The sequence below is a fragment of the Acinetobacter sp. CAU_H_S170_2 genome (assembly GCF_058890445.1).
The window spans coordinates 3,211,271-3,226,612 of sequence record NZ_JBZYAE010000001.1; the positions used below are offsets into that span (position 1 = coordinate 3,211,271).

Annotated in this window: 19 protein-coding genes; 7 read left to right on the plus strand and 12 right to left on the minus strand. The window is 41.7% G+C overall.

What is annotated here, in order from left to right:
- Positions 1-35 precede the first annotated feature (35 nt).
- Positions 36-605, plus strand: a complete 570-nt coding sequence (gene tsaC, locus AC5EUN_RS15720) for an L-threonylcarbamoyladenylate synthase type 1 TsaC (protein ID WP_159153410.1) — start codon at positions 36-38, stop codon at positions 603-605.
- Between the two features lie 399 nt (positions 606-1,004).
- Here the strand turns inward: tsaC and AC5EUN_RS15725 are convergent, their stop codons facing one another.
- On the minus strand, positions 1,005-1,925 hold the full coding sequence (locus tag AC5EUN_RS15725; RefSeq protein WP_004684446.1) for a DMT family transporter: 921 nt from the start codon (positions 1,923-1,925) through the stop codon (positions 1,005-1,007).
- 335 nt (positions 1,926-2,260) lie between these two features.
- Here AC5EUN_RS15725 and AC5EUN_RS15730 point away from each other — a divergent pair, with 335 nt between their 5' ends.
- The 6 genes from AC5EUN_RS15730 to AC5EUN_RS15755 all read left to right on the plus strand — a co-directional run bounded on the left by AC5EUN_RS15730 (position 2,261) and on the right by AC5EUN_RS15755 (position 6,334).
- Positions 2,261-2,815, plus strand: coding sequence for a PM1805 family lipoprotein (locus AC5EUN_RS15730; RefSeq protein WP_005401885.1), 555 nt, complete (start codon positions 2,261-2,263; stop codon positions 2,813-2,815).
- A 123-nt stretch (positions 2,816-2,938) separates the two neighbouring features.
- Complete coding sequence (locus tag AC5EUN_RS15735) at positions 2,939-3,484, plus strand: glutathione peroxidase (protein WP_058868685.1); 546 nt, start codon at positions 2,939-2,941, stop codon at positions 3,482-3,484.
- Positions 3,485-3,682: 198 nt separating this feature from the next.
- Positions 3,683-4,057, plus strand: a complete 375-nt coding sequence (locus AC5EUN_RS15740) for an RcnB family protein (protein ID WP_062031766.1) — start codon at positions 3,683-3,685, stop codon at positions 4,055-4,057.
- A gap of 135 nt (positions 4,058-4,192) precedes the next feature.
- Positions 4,193-4,783 (plus strand): PM1805 family lipoprotein, encoded by a 591-nt coding sequence (locus tag AC5EUN_RS15745; protein ID WP_017396937.1) that lies wholly within the window; start codon positions 4,193-4,195, stop codon positions 4,781-4,783.
- Between the two features lie 90 nt (positions 4,784-4,873).
- The gene (locus tag AC5EUN_RS15750) at positions 4,874-5,317 is read left to right on the plus strand and encodes an AAA family ATPase (protein WP_159153411.1); all 444 of its coding nucleotides are present in this window, start codon (positions 4,874-4,876) and stop codon (positions 5,315-5,317) included.
- A gap of 81 nt (positions 5,318-5,398) precedes the next feature.
- Positions 5,399-6,334, plus strand: coding sequence for a hypothetical protein (locus AC5EUN_RS15755; protein ID WP_159153412.1), 936 nt, complete (start codon positions 5,399-5,401; stop codon positions 6,332-6,334).
- Between the two features lie 43 nt (positions 6,335-6,377).
- Here AC5EUN_RS15755 and AC5EUN_RS15760 read toward each other — a convergent pair whose 3' ends face one another.
- From AC5EUN_RS15760 to AC5EUN_RS15810, 11 genes are all read right to left on the minus strand, one after another.
- The gene (locus tag AC5EUN_RS15760; RefSeq protein ID WP_058868680.1) at positions 6,378-6,686 is read right to left on the minus strand and encodes a hypothetical protein; all 309 of its coding nucleotides are present in this window, start codon (positions 6,684-6,686) and stop codon (positions 6,378-6,380) included.
- A 357-nt stretch (positions 6,687-7,043) separates the two neighbouring features.
- On the minus strand, positions 7,044-7,463 hold the full coding sequence (locus tag AC5EUN_RS15765; protein ID WP_010325652.1) for a F0F1 ATP synthase subunit epsilon: 420 nt from the start codon (positions 7,461-7,463) through the stop codon (positions 7,044-7,046).
- A 26-nt stretch (positions 7,464-7,489) separates the two neighbouring features.
- Complete coding sequence (atpD, locus tag AC5EUN_RS15770) at positions 7,490-8,884, minus strand: F0F1 ATP synthase subunit beta (protein WP_004684425.1); 1,395 nt, start codon at positions 8,882-8,884, stop codon at positions 7,490-7,492.
- Positions 8,885-8,910: 26 nt separating this feature from the next.
- Positions 8,911-9,780 carry a F0F1 ATP synthase subunit gamma gene (atpG, locus tag AC5EUN_RS15775; RefSeq protein WP_004984038.1) on the minus strand — a complete coding sequence of 290 codons (870 nt, stop codon included), beginning with the start codon at positions 9,778-9,780 and terminating at the stop codon, positions 8,911-8,913.
- 88 nt (positions 9,781-9,868) lie between these two features.
- A complete protein-coding gene (atpA, locus tag AC5EUN_RS15780) occupies positions 9,869-11,413 on the minus strand; it encodes a F0F1 ATP synthase subunit alpha (protein ID WP_004684423.1) in 1,545 nt (514 codons plus the stop codon).
- Between the two features lie 44 nt (positions 11,414-11,457).
- Positions 11,458-11,994: a F0F1 ATP synthase subunit delta gene (locus tag AC5EUN_RS15785; protein WP_004984037.1), complete on the minus strand. Its 537-nt coding sequence runs from the start codon at positions 11,992-11,994 to the stop codon at positions 11,458-11,460.
- Between the two features lie 12 nt (positions 11,995-12,006).
- A complete protein-coding gene (locus AC5EUN_RS15790; RefSeq protein ID WP_004684420.1) occupies positions 12,007-12,477 on the minus strand; it encodes a F0F1 ATP synthase subunit B in 471 nt (156 codons plus the stop codon).
- A gap of 38 nt (positions 12,478-12,515) precedes the next feature.
- On the minus strand, positions 12,516-12,761 hold the full coding sequence (gene atpE / locus AC5EUN_RS15795; RefSeq protein ID WP_000424060.1) for a F0F1 ATP synthase subunit C: 246 nt from the start codon (positions 12,759-12,761) through the stop codon (positions 12,516-12,518).
- An 84-nt stretch (positions 12,762-12,845) separates the two neighbouring features.
- Entirely contained in the window at positions 12,846-13,721 is an 876-nt protein-coding gene (atpB, locus tag AC5EUN_RS15800) for a F0F1 ATP synthase subunit A (protein WP_004684418.1), read from the minus strand.
- A 107-nt stretch (positions 13,722-13,828) separates the two neighbouring features.
- Positions 13,829-14,227, minus strand: a complete 399-nt coding sequence (locus AC5EUN_RS15805; RefSeq protein ID WP_004684416.1) for an ATP synthase subunit I — start codon at positions 14,225-14,227, stop codon at positions 13,829-13,831.
- A 171-nt stretch (positions 14,228-14,398) separates the two neighbouring features.
- Entirely contained in the window at positions 14,399-15,238 is an 840-nt protein-coding gene (locus AC5EUN_RS15810) for a metal ABC transporter solute-binding protein, Zn/Mn family (RefSeq protein WP_058868678.1), read from the minus strand.
- Positions 15,239-15,342: the final 104 nt, after the last annotated feature.

Genomic DNA, 15,342 nt, shown 5'->3' on the forward strand with positions numbered 1-15,342 from the left:
AACCCTTTATGAATCAATAAAAGGTACAAAGTGTAATGATTACCACCTCTGTGACTGAAGCGGCGCAATGTTTAAAACAAGGTCAAGTTTTAGCATATCCAACAGAAGCAGTATGGGGTTTAGGCTGTGATCCGTATAACGAACAGGCCTTTCTAGATATTTTGCAGATTAAGCAACGCCCGATTGAAAAAGGGGTAATTTTACTGGCTGGGCAAATTGCTCAAGTTGAACCGCTTTTAGAACATTTAGATCCCCACATCCGTCAACAAGTGATCGACAGCTGGAGCGATAGCAGTCCATCAGAACGCGCAACCACGTGGTTGTTACCTGCAAATGAACACATTCCGAAATGGATTAAAGGCAATCACCCTAAAGTTGCTGTACGGGTAACCACACATCCGATTTGTGTGGCGCTTTGCAATGCTTTTCAAGGCTTTATTGTCTCCACCAGTGCCAACCCCGCTGGATTGCCACCTGCTCGTTCACTACAAGATGCCAATCACTACTTTGCACAACAAGTGAATTATCTGAATGGTGATCTAGGCTTGAGCCAAGAAGCGAGTCGCATACTCGATGCCGAAACTGGCGCAGTGGTTCGTGCTTAAAAGCGTGCTCTTTCTCAGGATTTTTACTGAAAAATAGATAAAAAAAAGCTCAGCCATATAGGGATGGCTGAGCATGAAAAAGGATGTGTAATCACATCCAGAGGGTCTGAAAACTGATGAGCAAACACTTAATGTCCGTTTTTACATTCGCCTAAGTTTGCAGTGGACGTATTATGTAACAAATTACTTTTCTAAACAAATAGATTTTTTATATTAGAAACAGCGTTAAAACGCTGATTAATTGAGATAATTAAATTATAATTCAAATTATCTACCTATTTTTAATCAGCTTTTATATACATTAAATACATTAATCATCTAAAATAGCATTAATAAATTAACTTATTAATGAATTATTCTATTAAAAAAATAATTTAAATGATCGATTTTCAACCAAAATTAATCCATCGAGTTTACTAAAGGTGCCGTTTTTAAAGCTGTTTTACGCTGTGCCAGTAAAATGCCACAGATAATGACCACACCACCGACCGTATGATAAACCGTCCACGCCTCTTTCAACCAGACATAGGCAATCACTGCGGTAAAGACTGGCATCAAGTTCATGAAAATACTGGTTCGATTCGGCCCTAAATGGGTAATGGCCAACATCCACAGTAAAGGCGCAACCAAAGAAGGGAAAATGCTGGCATACATAACACTTGCCGCATTTTGACTATTGATTGAATCGAGACCGAAATAGGCAATAAAAGGTAAATGGTAAAGCAGTGCAAAAAAGATCTGCACATAGAGGCTCAACATCAAGGGAATTTGCAATTGCCACTTTTTCAAAAACACCCCATAAAAGGCATAGAAGAATACCGCAACCACCATCAGGACATCACCCAAATGCCCGCCTGATTGAACTAAGCCCGCAAGATTGCCCTGCCCAATGATATACACCAAACCTGCAAAAGATAAAATACTCCCGATCATCGCAAAACGATTTGGAATATCTTTTAAGATCAGCAGTGAAACAAAAATGGTAAAGATCGGAATAAAGGCATTAATCAGTCCCATATTAGTCGCAGTCGTATAGTGCGCTGCGGTGTAGGCTAAGCCCTGATACAACACCAGACCAAATGCACTTAGCACTGCCAACTGACCCAAATGCGCTCGAATTAATGCCCACTGACGACATAAAGGTCGCACGACAAAAGGCGTTAACAGAATGAATGCAAAGAACCACCGATAAAAACTAATACTGACTGGCGAAATGAAATCAGCTACATAACGCGTAACGACAATATTGATCGACCAAATGAGTACGGCAATGATAGGGAGACTCAAAGCCCAATACATACGTTGTGGTGTGGTACTCATTCTTTTTCCCGTTTAGCTTTTGTTTGCAAAATTTAAATGAATGGTAAAACATTTTTATGATTTATTCGAATATCATTTGGGTATCACACATAATTGATACATTTATCTTAAAATATAAAATTCATAAAAAACATAATATTAAGACAATATAAAACTACACATTTCAATAAATTGATGTATTTCAGCAGCTTCACTCTACAAAAACACCATAGAACAATGTCAACGATCTCTGCATCGTATTGATGCTGTTCTAGCGAACGTATTTTTTAATTGATTGGTCATTGCTCTTAGACTCTGGCCTACAAAAACATATTTCCCGATAGAAGGATGTCGTTATGAAAAAGTTACTTTTAACCACAGTTTGTATGGCTACTCTTACTTTGGCTGCGTGCGAAAAAAAAGGAACTGAGCCAGCCGTTGAACAAACGACGTCTGCATCTGAAGCGACCTCAACCGAAGCAACCACTATCGTTGCTAATCATAGCAATAATAATATTGCCGATATTCAAGCCGATTTGTTAGCCGTACAAACGCTATCGAATGCCAAAGCTCAAGAAGCCGCCGCGTTTCAAAAAGAAGTGAGTGCAACCTTAGAGAAAAAGGATCCCGCTCAAATTAAAGCCATGGTTGAAAAAACAGAAACCTATGTGAAGCAATTTAATGATGAATTAGATGCCTTAACCTTAAAAAGTGCTGAAGTAGATGCTTTACGTGAAAAAATGCAAGACGCCAATGATCTAGGTGTAGAGCTCACCAAAGAAAGTACAAAAACAACGCCAGATAGCGCGAAAATCACCGAACTCCAAAACAAAGCGACTGAATTGCAGAAATCGATCATTGCTGACGTAACGGCTTTAGAAGCAAAAGTCAAAGCAGCTCCAGCGTCTTAATGACCTCCCTACCCTTTAAAGCAAGCCTTGGCTTGCTTTTTTGTTGCGATCAATCCACAAATGGGCGTGACTTTGTCGAACGCTTCCAACACAATAAAATGCACATCGTATAAGGACACGTAAATGAGCACTTCAATTTATAATATTCCTGTCAAAACCATTCAGGGCGAAGACATCAACTTAAACCAATACCAAGGTAAAGTTCTCTTGGTGGTGAATGTGGCATCTAAATGCGGTCTCACACCGCAGTACGAAGGCTTAGAAAAACTCTATCAAGACAAAAAATCACAGGGTTTAGAGATTCTAGGTTTTCCTGCGAACAATTTCTTGGCACAAGAACCGGGTTCAGACGCTGAAATTCAAGAATTCTGCTCTTTAAACTATCAAGTGGATTTCCCGCTTTTTTCAAAAATCTCGGTTGCTGGGGATGATAAGCATCCGTTATATGAAACGCTCACCCAAGCGGTGCCTGAACGCATTGGTGAAGGCCCTTGGTGGAAAGACTTGGTGGACTATGGTTTAACACCGAACGAACCACCTGAAGTGCTGTGGAACTTTGAGAAATTCTTAATCAATAAAAATGGCGAAGTGGTTGCGCGTTTTGCACCGGACATTACGGCCAATGATCCGCGTATTGTCGATGCCATCAATGCCGAATTGGCCAAATAAGCCTGAAGCTGTTTATAAGCAGTCGAATTTAACGGCTGCTTATATTTTTATTTTTTAAATGAGTAATGACACTCGAATCGATTCGATCTTCATGATTTCTTCTTTATTTTGATAATTTTACAACACTTCATTCACGATCAATCAAACACTTCACTCTATGATGCATCTATCCGCTCAAGACAACCCGAAGTGAAGCTCATGAATACATTTATAAAAGCAGCAGTTTTATCTATCTCAACCGCATTGATTGCCCTGCCTGCACTAGCAGCACCACAAGAACAACATCAGCAACATCAAACCGCTCAGTCACATGGACATGCGCAAAAGCACACATCAAATGGACATCAACAACCAACCCATGCCACTGTCAAAAAAGCCAACCGTCCATCTCAAGACTGGAAAGCAGGTCAAAAACTCCCAAGCGCTTACCATAGCAATGCCTATAAAGTAGATCACCAAAAATACAAAAAACTCAGCAAACCCGGTAAAAACCAACAGTGGATTAAAGTGAATGGCGACTATGTACTGACAGACATTCGCAATCATTCCATTATTAAAATCATTGCTGGTTAAACTACTGTAAATGAAGAGTGCTCAAGCACTCTTTTTTTTATTTTAAAAAGTTTTGTTATGACTTTGAAACCCAGCATTTTATCTACACATTTTGCCCTTATATTAAAAAACACATAGCCCAATATTGATTTGATGATGAAAAAGCTTTTACAAAACTTAGTTCTTCCTTTTGCACTGTTTAGTTCAGGCATTCTACTCATTGGCTGTGAGCAAGCAACAGAGCCGAATCAGCAAGACATCCAGACTGAGACCTCTGAGCAAAACCAATCTGCGAATACACAAAGCCCTGAAAAAGCTGAACTGAAAAGTGGCAACATGCTCTATATCGTGCGTGATGTGGCAGATATGCAATTAAAAGCAGGTGAATACGTCACTCAGCTGCAAGAAACCCAAAGTGACTTGCAGGCCGCAATTGAACAGCATGATCAACAACAGTTGCAACACGCCGCGACAGCTTTGCAGCAACAGCTCACAGGTTTCAATAATGCCTTGAATGGCCTGAATCTTAAAACACAAGAAATCAATGATATCCGTGAAAAACTACTGTCTGCCAACCAACAAGTTTTAGCTTCGCCTTTTTTAAATGGACAGGTGGATTTCAGCCAAGTCGACTTTAAAAAGATGCAACAGCAAATGGGTACAATCCAATCTGAAATGTTGAAATTGGCTGCAATGATGATTCCTCAGCAAGCTGAGAATGATAGTTCAAACACAAACCAATCTTAAAACATTTAAATAGTGGTGCTTTCAACAATAGAGTAGGAGAAAATGACTACAACCGTTTTTTCCTACTTTGATTGAGGCACGATTTCACACATGCAGCTGATTATTTTTATGGGCATCCAAGCTTCGGGAAAATCGAGCTATTATCTGTTGAATTTGGCACATAGCCATTTGCGCATCAACCTCGATATGCTGAAAACACGGCATCGTGAAAAAATCATTTTTGAAGCAGGACTGGCCTCAAAAACCAAAATGGTGATTGATAATACCAACCCTACGTTAGCCGATCGGGCGCGTTATATTGCCAATGCTCAGGCCGCAGGCTTTGAAATTGTTGGCTATTTCTTTGAGACTGAGCTTAAAGGTGCACTGGAACGCAACCACTTACGTGAAGGCAAAGCCTGCATTCCCGAAGTCGGGATCAGAGCCACCGCTCAAAAATTTGAACTACCACACTATGCTGAAGGCTTTGATGCACTGTATAAAGTTCGTATTCTTGGGCAAGGTGAATTTTCAATTTTACCCATACAGATTTGAAGCTTTAATGAAAAAACATTAACTATTTCTCATTTTTAGGCTACCATGTACAAATAAGAAACACAGAAAAACATTTTTATAATGAAAAAAGTCATTCTTGTGATCGCCTGTTTAGCAATCATCGTCTTTGGCGGGATGCACTTTTTAATGCCTGAAAAAACCACGCCACACTTAACACAGTTTTTTTCTAAAGAGCATAAAGAAGTTCAACGTATTCAGGACTGGCTCAAATACAAACAACAGCAGCAGTTACTTTTGGTCGATGTTGTAAGCCCTGTCAGCCCCAAACAACAAGGCGCTTATGCTGAATACATCAAACAAAAAATTGAGCTCAACCAGCAAAATATTCAACGCCTTCAGCTTACTCGCTATCAAAGCAAAGCGTTTAAAGAGCTACAACAGCTTGAAATTCATGCGCTAGAGCAATGGAATACCTTATTTCAAACGCATATTGTAGATGCCTTCATTGAACAGCAACATTTCACTGAAATTCCAGCCGAAGAATACCAACAATTTGATGCTGAAGCGCGCTATGCCTTACAAAAGCAAGAAGTTTTGGTTCTCGAACACTTACAACAATTGCTGCAACACAACAGCCCATATCTGTCTGACATCGATCATAGCCTGCTCAGCGATTGGCTTTATTACCAACTGATGCAACATGAAATCCATCCGGTTATCTCTGAATGGTTGGAAGTCGAAACAGATATGCCTCGACGAAGCCGTCAAGATGCAATGCAAGACTTAAGAATTTATAAACGGTTTAACCCAAACACTGATGAATATAAGTACATCATGTCACTCGAAACACAGCTTTGGCATGCCGAACATCCATCTTCAAATTTGCTTGCACAACCATCCAATACCATGCCCAATTCGGATATCGAAATCGATTCAGAGATTGTGATTCCTGAAGATGAGCCTCAGGTTGAACAAATTAAAAAATTGATCGCGACGCAGCACGATACCGTTAGCCGCATGATGTTCAGCCAATTGCGTCAGAGCTTTTTAAAATAATTTTAAAACAATGCCTTAAGCTCATACCTCATCAAAATGAAGACTATTCCTGAGTTTTGCTCTGCGCTAACCAATCTCTAAAGGCCTTTTGCATAGCGTGACGCTCATATGGCTTGGCTAAACGTGCTTCCATCATTGAGAAATCACCTTTGTAAGCTGCTTCAATCATGGCTTTGGTCAGCTCCTGAATGCTCGCGCGACCCCTATGTTCATATTGTAATATTTCTTCTGAAGTCAGCACCAAGTCCCAACATGACACCACTGAGCTCATATCGACTGCTATACTCAGATAATAATGCTCAAAATCTTGGTAAAGTTCCCAAAAGTGGGATTCATGCGCAATCAGGTTCATCTTCATCTTCGCTTACAGAGAAGCTTTCAAAATATAACTTCTGTTGAATAAAAGATATGCAACTTTAGATAGCTATGTCCTTGCTTAACGAAATATATCAAGCATAGGAGCATTGATTCAGATGAGTTTTAAAAATTGTGTATTCAAAATATTCTACAAGCAAGCGTACAGTTAAAAGACGAAGCACTATCATGCAAAAAAAAGATTGCTCGTATGCAGCAGACCAATCCAGTCCATTTGAACAATGAGAACTAAGAAACCAACAAACTCATTATGAAATAAGCAATTGACGCATTTTTATCAACAGACATAAAAAAAGCCACCTTTCGGTGGCTTTTTTTAATCTCAAACCGTCTCTTATTGAGCGCGGTTTTTGATTTTGCGGATGGTTTCCAACTGAGCAGCAGTTTCTGCAAGAGCAGCCAAAGCAGCAGCCGAGTCCAAGTCGCTCTTTTGATTTGCAAGCAATTGTTCAGCGTGTTTACGCGCTTCAAGAATTGCTGCTTCATCTAAGTTTTCTGCACGGACTGCAGTATCTGCAAGAACCGTAACAACATGCGGTTGAACTTCTAAAACACCACCAGATACATAGATTAACTCTTCTGTACCGTTTTCAAGCAGAACACGGATTGTACCCGGCTTGAGTAAAGTTACTAGTGGCGTGTGACCAGGCATAATACCTAATTCACCACCAGCACCTTTAGCAATTAGCATCGTTACAGTGCCAGAGTACAAAGACTCTTGAACACTTACAACATCACACTGCATAGTCGACATGAGAATCTCCTAAATTAGGTAACTAATTAAAGTTTCTCAGCTTTAGCAATTACTTCGTCAATACCACCAACCATATAGAACGCTTGTTCTGGAATGTGGTCATATTCACCAGCTAAAAGACCTTTAAAGCCACGAATCGTTTCTTTAAGCGGTACAAGTTTACCAGGAGCACCAGTAAACACTTCAGCTACGTGGAACGGTTGAGAGAAGAAACGTTGAATTTTACGCGCACGGTAAACAGTCAACTTATCTTCTTCTGCAAGTTCGTCCATACCAAGAATCGCGATGATGTCTTTCAATTCTTTATAACGTTGAAGAACGTTTTGAACTGAACGAGCAATCTCGTAATGCTCAGCACCCACTACTAGTGGATCTAACTGACGTGAAGTTGAGTCAAGTGGATCGATCGCTGGATAAATACCAGAAGATGCGATGTCACGGCTCAATACTACAGTTGCGTCTAAGTGAGCAAACGTAGTTGCAGGCGATGGATCTGTTAAGTCATCGGCAGGTACGTATACCGCTTGGATTGACGTAATCGAACCAGACTTAGTCGATGTAATACGTTCTTGAAGAACACCCATCTCTTCTGCAAGTGTCGGTTGGTAACCTACTGCAGATGGCATACGACCTAGAAGTGCTGATACTTCAGTACCTGCTAGTGTATAACGGTAGATGTTGTCTACGAACAATAGTACGTCACGGCCTTTGCCGTTTTCGTCTTTCTCGTCACGGAAGTACTCAGCCATAGTCAAACCAGTCAACGCTACGCGTAAACGGTTACCCGGTGGCTCGTTCATCTGACCGTAGACCATTGCTACTTTGTCTAGAACGTTTGAGTCTTTCATCTCGTGATAGAAGTCGTTACCTTCACGAGTACGCTCACCAACACCAGCGAACACAGATAAACCTGAGTGCGCTTTAGCGATGTTGTTGATCAACTCCATCATGTTTACAGTTTTACCAACACCGGCACCACCGAACAGACCAACTTTACCACCTTTAGCGAACGGGCATAGTAAGTCGATGACTTTAATACCAGTTTCTAAAAGGTCAGTAGAAGCTGCTTGTTCAGCATAAGAAGGTGCTTGACGGTGAATCGGCAAACGCGCTTCAGTCGCAACTGGACCAGCTTCGTCGATTGGGCGACCAAGAACGTCCATGATACGACCCAAAGTCGCTGTACCCACTGGTACAGAGATTGGAGCGTTAGTATTCGTTACGTTCAAACCACGCTTAAGGCCTTCAGTAGAACCCATTGCAATAGTACGAACTACGCCATCACCAAGTTGTTGCTGAACTTCTAATGTAGTTTCAGTGCCATCAACGTGGAGAGCGTCATAGATCTTAGGAACGCTGTTACGTTCAAACTCGACGTCGATAACCGCGCCGATGATCTGAATGATACGACCGCTACTCATTGCTGTCTCCTCAATTCAAAATAATGTTAAACGGCAGCGGCACCACCAACGATCTCAGAAATTTCCTGAGTAATCGCGGCTTGACGCAGCTTGTTATAAATAAGTTGTAGGCTCTTGATCAAATCACCTGCGTTGTCCGTTGCAGCTTTCATTGCAACCATACGAGCTGACTGCTCACACGCGATGTTTTCGATCACGCCTTGATATACCACAGACTCGATATAACGAACCAATAAGCCATTTAAAAGCTCTTCAGCTTCAGGCTCATAGATATAATCCCAACCGTATTGACGGTTAAGGGTCTTGTTTTCTTCAGCAGTTGCTAAAGGAACAAGTTGTTCGATTTTTTGATTTTGAGTCATGGCATTGACAAAGCCGTTTGACACAAGATAAATACGATCTAACTCGCCTTTATCAAATGCGTCTAACATCACCTGTACAGAACCAGATAACTGTTCAAGGCTTGGTGTATCACCGACATTTGTCGTAGCACCCAGTACTTTACCGCCGTAGTTTTTAAAAAACGAAACCGCTTTTTGACCAATTAAAGCAAATTGAACTTCAATTGACTGCTCTTGTTGCTGTTGTACGTGTTTAACCACTTTTTTGAACAAGTTAATGTTCAAACCACCAGCAAGGCCACGATCTGAAGACACAATGATATAGCCAACGCGCTTAACCGGGCGTTCAACCATATAACGGTGTTTGTATTCAGGATTCGCTTGAACCAAGTGAGCAATTACACGGTGCATATTTTCGGCATACGGACGGCCTTGAGCCATGCGCTCTTGCGCACGACGCATCTTAGAAGCTGCTACCATCTGCATCGCGCGAGTAATTTTCTGCGTGCTTTTGATACTAGCTACTTTGGCGCGAATTTCTTTTAAATTTGCCATACGCTTAACCTAGTATTCGAAGGCCCTTTCAAGCCCTCGAAGGTTGATCCGTGAACCAAACCAAAACTAAATCCAACTGAAGTTGAAATTAGTAAGTTTGAGTCGCTTTAAAGCTTTCAATACCTGCTTTGATTGCAGCTTCGATGTCTTTGTTGTAATCACCAGTTTCATCGATATTTTGCATTAACGCAGCATTTTCTGAACGGAAGTAAGAGATTAACGCAGCATCAAAGTCTACGATTTTCTTCACTTCAACGTCAGCCATGTAGCCTTCGTTAGATGCATAAATTGAAACAGCTTGGTCAGCAATTGAATATGGAGCATATTGTTTTTGCTTCATTAATTCAGTTACACGTTGACCATGTTCAAGTTGCTTACGAGTCGCTTCATCAAGGTCAGAAGCGAACTGAGCAAACGCTGCCAATTCACGGTATTGCGCCAAAGCAGTACGGATACCACCAGACAATTTTTTGATGATCTTAGTCTGCGCTGAACCACCAACACGAGATACAGAGATACCCGCGTTCACAGCAGGACGAATACCTGCGTTGAATAATGATGTTTCAAGGAAGATCTGACCGTCAGTGATCGAAATTACGTTCGTTGGTACGAATGCAGATACGTCACCCGCTTGAGTTTCAATGATTGGTAATGCAGTTAATGAACCAGTTTGGCCTTTAACTTCACCATTCGTGAATTTCTCAACGTAGTCAGCAGAAACGCGCGAAGCACGCTCAAGAAGACGTGAGTGAAGATAGAATACGTCACCTGGATACGCTTCACGACCTGGTGGACGACGTAACAATAATGAAATTTGACGGTAAGCAACAGCTTGCTTAGACAAATCATCATAAATGATTAGTGCATCTTCACCGCGGTCACGGAAGTATTCACCCATTGTACAGCCAGAGTATGGAGCCAAGTACAACATTGCTGCTGGATCGGCTGCAGCTGCTGCTACAACAGTGGTATACGCCATAGCGCCAGTTTCTTCTAGCTTGCGCACAACGTTAGCAATAGTCGATTGTTTTTGACCAATAGCTACGTATACACATTTAATGCCAGAGTTTTTCTGAGCGATGATCGCATCGATCGCCATCGCTGTTTTACCAGTTTGACGGTCACCAATGATCAACTCACGCTGACCACGACCTACAGGGATCATTGTATCTACTGATTTATAACCAGTTTGTACAGGTTGATCCACTGATTGACGCCAAATTACGCCTGGTGCTACTTTTTCAACAGCATCAGTTAATTTTGCATCAATTGGGCCTTTACCATCAATTGGGTTACCCAAAGCATCTACTACACGGCCTAAAAGTTCTGGACCAACCGGAACTTCTAATACACGACCTGTGCAACGCGCTTTTTGACCTTCTTGAAGGCTTAAGTAGTTACCTAAAACAACGACGCCCACTGAATCCTGTTCTAGGTTCAGTGCCATACCGTATAAGCCGCCGTCGAATTCGATCATTTCACCGTACATTGCATCAGCAAGGCCGTGAATACGCACAATACCGTCGGAAACCATAACAATGGTCCCTTCGTTTTTAGCGGTCGCGCTGGTGTCCAGATCGCCGATACGCTGTTTAATGAGCGCACTGATCTCGGATGGATTCAGTTGTTGCATTGCGCTATACCTCAATCTTTTTAAAGTTCAGTCTTCATATGCAATTAAGCAAGAAGACGAGTCCGCATTTTTTCTAGCTTGTTAAGCGCAGAATCATCTATCACTTGGTCGCCTGCACGAATAACAACACCAGCAATAAGCTCTGGTTTAACTTCTACAGAAACATTTACCGCAGCTTCGAATTTTTTCTCTAAAGCATGTGCAAGTAATTGTTCTTGTACAGAAGTCAATGGGAATGCAGATTCAATCACTACATCCACAGTATTGTTATTCTGTGATTTGAGCTGCTCGTATTCAGCAGAAATTTCAGGAAGAAGCGCCAAACGGTTGTTTTCAGCAAGCAATGTCAAAAAGTTTGACACTGCTGCAGTTTGGTCTTCGCCTAATACTTTTGCAAAAAGACTTACCTGCTCAGCAGGAGTAAGCTCAGGGCGAGTTAAGAAAGCTGAAAATGCTTCGTCTTGCACCGCAGCACTGAGCAAGTTCAATGCAGATGACCAAGAGTCAGTTGCATTTTGCTCAGAAGCGTAAGCAAATGCTGCTTTAGCGTACGGGCGTGCCAACGTCAAGAGTTCAGCCATAATCCGCCTCTCTTAAAGTTTAGCAGCCAGCTGAGTCAGCATGGCATTGTGAGCTTCAGCATCAACTTTTTGGCTAAGAATTTTCTCAGCACCTGTTACTGCAAGATCAGCAACTTGTTGACGTAATTCTTCACGAGCAGAATTGATTTCTGTATCAACAGCTTCTTTTGCTTGTTGACGAATACGCTCACCTTCAGCTGACGCTTGAGTACGAGCTTCTTCTACCAATTGTGCACCGCGACGGTTCGCTTGTTCGATCAATTGAGCCGCTTGCGCTTTCGCTGCATCTAATTCAGCTTTCACTTGAGCTTGCGCATCCGCAAGATCAGCTTTTGCTTTTTCAGCAGCGTTTAAGCCATCAGCGATTTTACGCTGACGCTCACTAATCGCATTGATTAGTGGTGGCCATACAAATTTCATGCAGAATGCGACAAACATCGCAAATGCAATCGCTTGGCCAATCAATGTGAGGTTGATATTCATTGCTATTCCTCAATAGTTTAATTTAGGAATTAAGCCGATTAACCTACAAATGGATTAGCAAAGATGAAGAACAAGCCAATACCAACACCGATCATAGGCACAGCATCAAGAAGACCCGCGATTAAGAACATACGAGTTTGAAGTTGTGGAGCCAATTCTGGTTGACGTGCAACAGCTTCAAGGAAGCGACCGCCTAAAAGACCAAAACCAATCGCAGTACCTAAAGCACCAAAAGCGATCAAGATAGCAGATGCAATTGCAACTAGACCTAAAGTGAGTTCCATGATAATTCCTCAGAGGTTAGGTTTATACCAAATTAAATTAAAAAATTGTGCGCCCAACCATCCAGTGATAGTTGGGCATTACCATTAATGCTTTTCGCTTGCCATGCTCAAGTATACGATAGTCAGCATCATAAAGATGAATGCTTGTAGCGTGATAACAAGAATGTGGAAGATCGCCCAAGGCACAGACAACGCCCATTGGATCCAGAACGGTAATAATGCGATAAGGATGAAGATTAACTCACCTGCATACATGTTACCGAAAAGTCGCAGAGCCAATGAAACTGGACGTGCAAGGAATGTTACTAATTCAAGAATTAAGTTCACTGGAATCAATAACGCTTTTGCAACTGGGTTACTTGGGTTAAATGGGTTAAGTGCTAATTCGCCAACGAAACCACCAATCCCCTTTTCGCGAATACTGTAGAACAAGATCAATACAAATACAGACAAAGACATACCTAGGGTAATGTTTGGATCTGTAGAAGGTACAACCTTGAAGTAAACGTGATGAGGATCCATACCAAATACACTTGCACCAATCAGTTGAGCTGTATACGGAATAAAGTCAACTGGGATTAAGTCCATTGCGTTCATGAGGAAAATCCACACGAAAATGGTCAATGCAAGTGGCGCAATTAAGCGTGATTTGCCATGGAAAGTGTCGCGAACACTTGAGTCCACAAACTCAATGATCATTTCAATTGCAGACTGGAACTTGGTTGGAACACCAGAGTTTGCAGCTTTCGCTACGCACCAGAACAACAAACAGAAAATCACACCAAGAGTGATAGACCAACCCATTGAATCCAAGTGAATAGCAGTGAACCCCATCTGTTGAGCTTCTTCAGCAGTCTCAGCCAACTTCCATGAACCGTCTGGCATTTTGCCATAAGTCATATTCGTCAAGTGATGCTTGATATACTCGGTCGAAGTAAGGGCATGTTCTTCAGCAGCCATAAATCACACCTGGTCAATGTCAAATACAAATAGAGAGAACGAACATCGCGTGCTGCTTGATATCTCGTTCATCTCCTAAAAAACTTTTCAATTTTTTGTAGTGCTTATTAAACTCGTTTTTGTTGACGCGACACCCAAAATGGAGCAACCCACGTCATGGTTTGAACGAGCATAAAACCACAAAACAACGCCACCGCTGACAACGGTTTGACATTGCTTAAAATTAAAATGAAACCAACAATCACAATTGCAAACTTACCCATCATGCCTTTATACATGTTCGCAAGAACTTGTTTAGAAGCGCGAGCTCCTGCTGCTCGAAACGACTGCCATGAAAAATAGCAAGTCGCAAGCCAACACACGAGCGCACCTAATGCTGCACTCAGGGCTGCGGTTGAGTCTTTCACGACCCAGCCGATCAAGGCTGAAACAGGAATCATACATGCTTGTAAGAGGACTAAAGCTTTCGCTAATCGTCGGTCAATCAAGCGACTAGTTCGGCTCATTATTTATTCACTCACAACAATCATGCTTGACAAGTTTAGCTGATGATTATTTTTAATCGCAGGCATTATAGAGTTACACCCCTGAACATGCAATCTTTTCCCGACCTAAGTCGAGTTTTTTTCTATGTTTAAATTGCTTTTAAACTAATCAATTATTGTTTATTTTTTGCGTTACTTTCGCGCATTTAGCACACATTTATGCACATGATCGGCCAATTGCTTCCATGCGCTGACAAAATCCCCTGCCCCAGTCATGCTTTCGTCAACGGCTTGGAAAACCAATGGGTTCAACTTTTGATATTGCGCTTGACTCGCATGCACTTCGGCCAAAAGGCACATCTTTGAATAAGGGCGGCTGTCATTTAAGTATTTGATTTGCGCAACCGTAGGTGCAATATGTGGGTCATCTGTCAAAGCACCTGCAAAGCGTAAGTTTAAAGGTCGCTCCAAGTATTGATAGGCATCATGAAAAGACCAATATGAGCGCGCTTGGGTACTTTGACTATATATAGCTGAAGCTTGCAACATTTTCTGAGCAAAGATTCTGGCATTGTTCCAGTAGCGCTCCTTATACTCAGGCATCTGCTGTGAACGCAGGCCTGCAATAAAGAAACCAATACGTACCGCATTGTTTGGGTCAAGCCAAACATGGGTATCGATGGTATTTTTTAAGGCATCACCACGGGTATTTCGTAGTGGTAAGGCATTGATAATGCCTGAATCTAAAATAGAAACTGCTTTATCATTGGGGGTCAGGAGTTTATCCAGCGGTGCTTCATGTGCTCGTCCCAACCAAATAACCAAGCCTGCATCCTGAATGATTTTACGATGCATTGGGGTCAAACTCACATCATGTCCAGATTGATCGGCCAACAATAAGGTTGGTTTTTCAATGCCTTTTGTCACTTCCTGTGCAATCAAGTAAATCGGCTGTGTAGAAACAACCAAGTCTTGCGTCCAAGCAACACTACTAAACAGCGCAAACGCAAAAAAAGCCAAGAAACGGGACATGGGGAGCAATCACTAGAAATACAATTAGTGTTATAATATAACAAATCGACAAAAATACCTATGCCTAATCGAAACTCTCTGCGCTTCATGTTAAGATTTAATGT

What these genes read in the sequence shown, in the direction of transcription:
- AC5EUN_RS15765 (WP_010325652.1), bottom strand. Translation starts at nt 7,463, where the DNA reads ATGTCGACTATGCAGTGTGATGTTGTAAGTGTTCAAGAGTCTTTGTAC.
- AC5EUN_RS15810 (WP_058868678.1), bottom strand. Translation starts at nt 15,238, where the DNA reads ATGTCCCGTTTCTTGGCTTTTTTTGCGTTTGCGCTGTTTAGTAGTGTT.
- atpE (WP_000424060.1), bottom strand. Translation starts at nt 12,761, where the DNA reads ATGGAACTCACTTTAGGTCTAGTTGCAATTGCATCTGCTATCTTGATC.
- AC5EUN_RS15760 (WP_058868680.1), bottom strand. Translation starts at nt 6,686, where the DNA reads ATGAACCTGATTGCGCATGAATCCCACTTTTGGGAACTTTACCAAGAT.
- atpD (WP_004684425.1), bottom strand. Translation starts at nt 8,884, where the DNA reads ATGAGTAGCGGTCGTATCATTCAGATCATCGGCGCGGTTATCGACGTC.
- AC5EUN_RS15725 (WP_004684446.1), bottom strand. Translation starts at nt 1,925, where the DNA reads ATGAGTACCACACCACAACGTATGTATTGGGCTTTGAGTCTCCCTATC.
- AC5EUN_RS15750 (WP_159153411.1), top strand. Translation starts at nt 4,874, where the DNA reads ATGCAGCTGATTATTTTTATGGGCATCCAAGCTTCGGGAAAATCGAGC.
- AC5EUN_RS15785 (WP_004984037.1), bottom strand. Translation starts at nt 11,994, where the DNA reads ATGGCTGAACTCTTGACGTTGGCACGCCCGTACGCTAAAGCAGCATTT.
- AC5EUN_RS15755 (WP_159153412.1), top strand. Translation starts at nt 5,399, where the DNA reads ATGAAAAAAGTCATTCTTGTGATCGCCTGTTTAGCAATCATCGTCTTT.
- atpG (WP_004984038.1), bottom strand. Translation starts at nt 9,780, where the DNA reads ATGGCAAATTTAAAAGAAATTCGCGCCAAAGTAGCTAGTATCAAAAGC.
- AC5EUN_RS15790 (WP_004684420.1), bottom strand. Translation starts at nt 12,477, where the DNA reads ATGAATATCAACCTCACATTGATTGGCCAAGCGATTGCATTTGCGATG.
- AC5EUN_RS15805 (WP_004684416.1), bottom strand. Translation starts at nt 14,227, where the DNA reads ATGAGCCGAACTAGTCGCTTGATTGACCGACGATTAGCGAAAGCTTTA.
- AC5EUN_RS15740 (WP_062031766.1), top strand. Translation starts at nt 3,683, where the DNA reads ATGAATACATTTATAAAAGCAGCAGTTTTATCTATCTCAACCGCATTG.
- AC5EUN_RS15745 (WP_017396937.1), top strand. Translation starts at nt 4,193, where the DNA reads ATGAAAAAGCTTTTACAAAACTTAGTTCTTCCTTTTGCACTGTTTAGT.
- AC5EUN_RS15735 (WP_058868685.1), top strand. Translation starts at nt 2,939, where the DNA reads ATGAGCACTTCAATTTATAATATTCCTGTCAAAACCATTCAGGGCGAA.
- atpA (WP_004684423.1), bottom strand. Translation starts at nt 11,413, where the DNA reads ATGCAACAACTGAATCCATCCGAGATCAGTGCGCTCATTAAACAGCGT.
- AC5EUN_RS15730 (WP_005401885.1), top strand. Translation starts at nt 2,261, where the DNA reads ATGAAAAAGTTACTTTTAACCACAGTTTGTATGGCTACTCTTACTTTG.
- atpB (WP_004684418.1), bottom strand. Translation starts at nt 13,721, where the DNA reads ATGGCTGCTGAAGAACATGCCCTTACTTCGACCGAGTATATCAAGCAT.
- tsaC (WP_159153410.1), top strand. Translation starts at nt 36, where the DNA reads ATGATTACCACCTCTGTGACTGAAGCGGCGCAATGTTTAAAACAAGGT.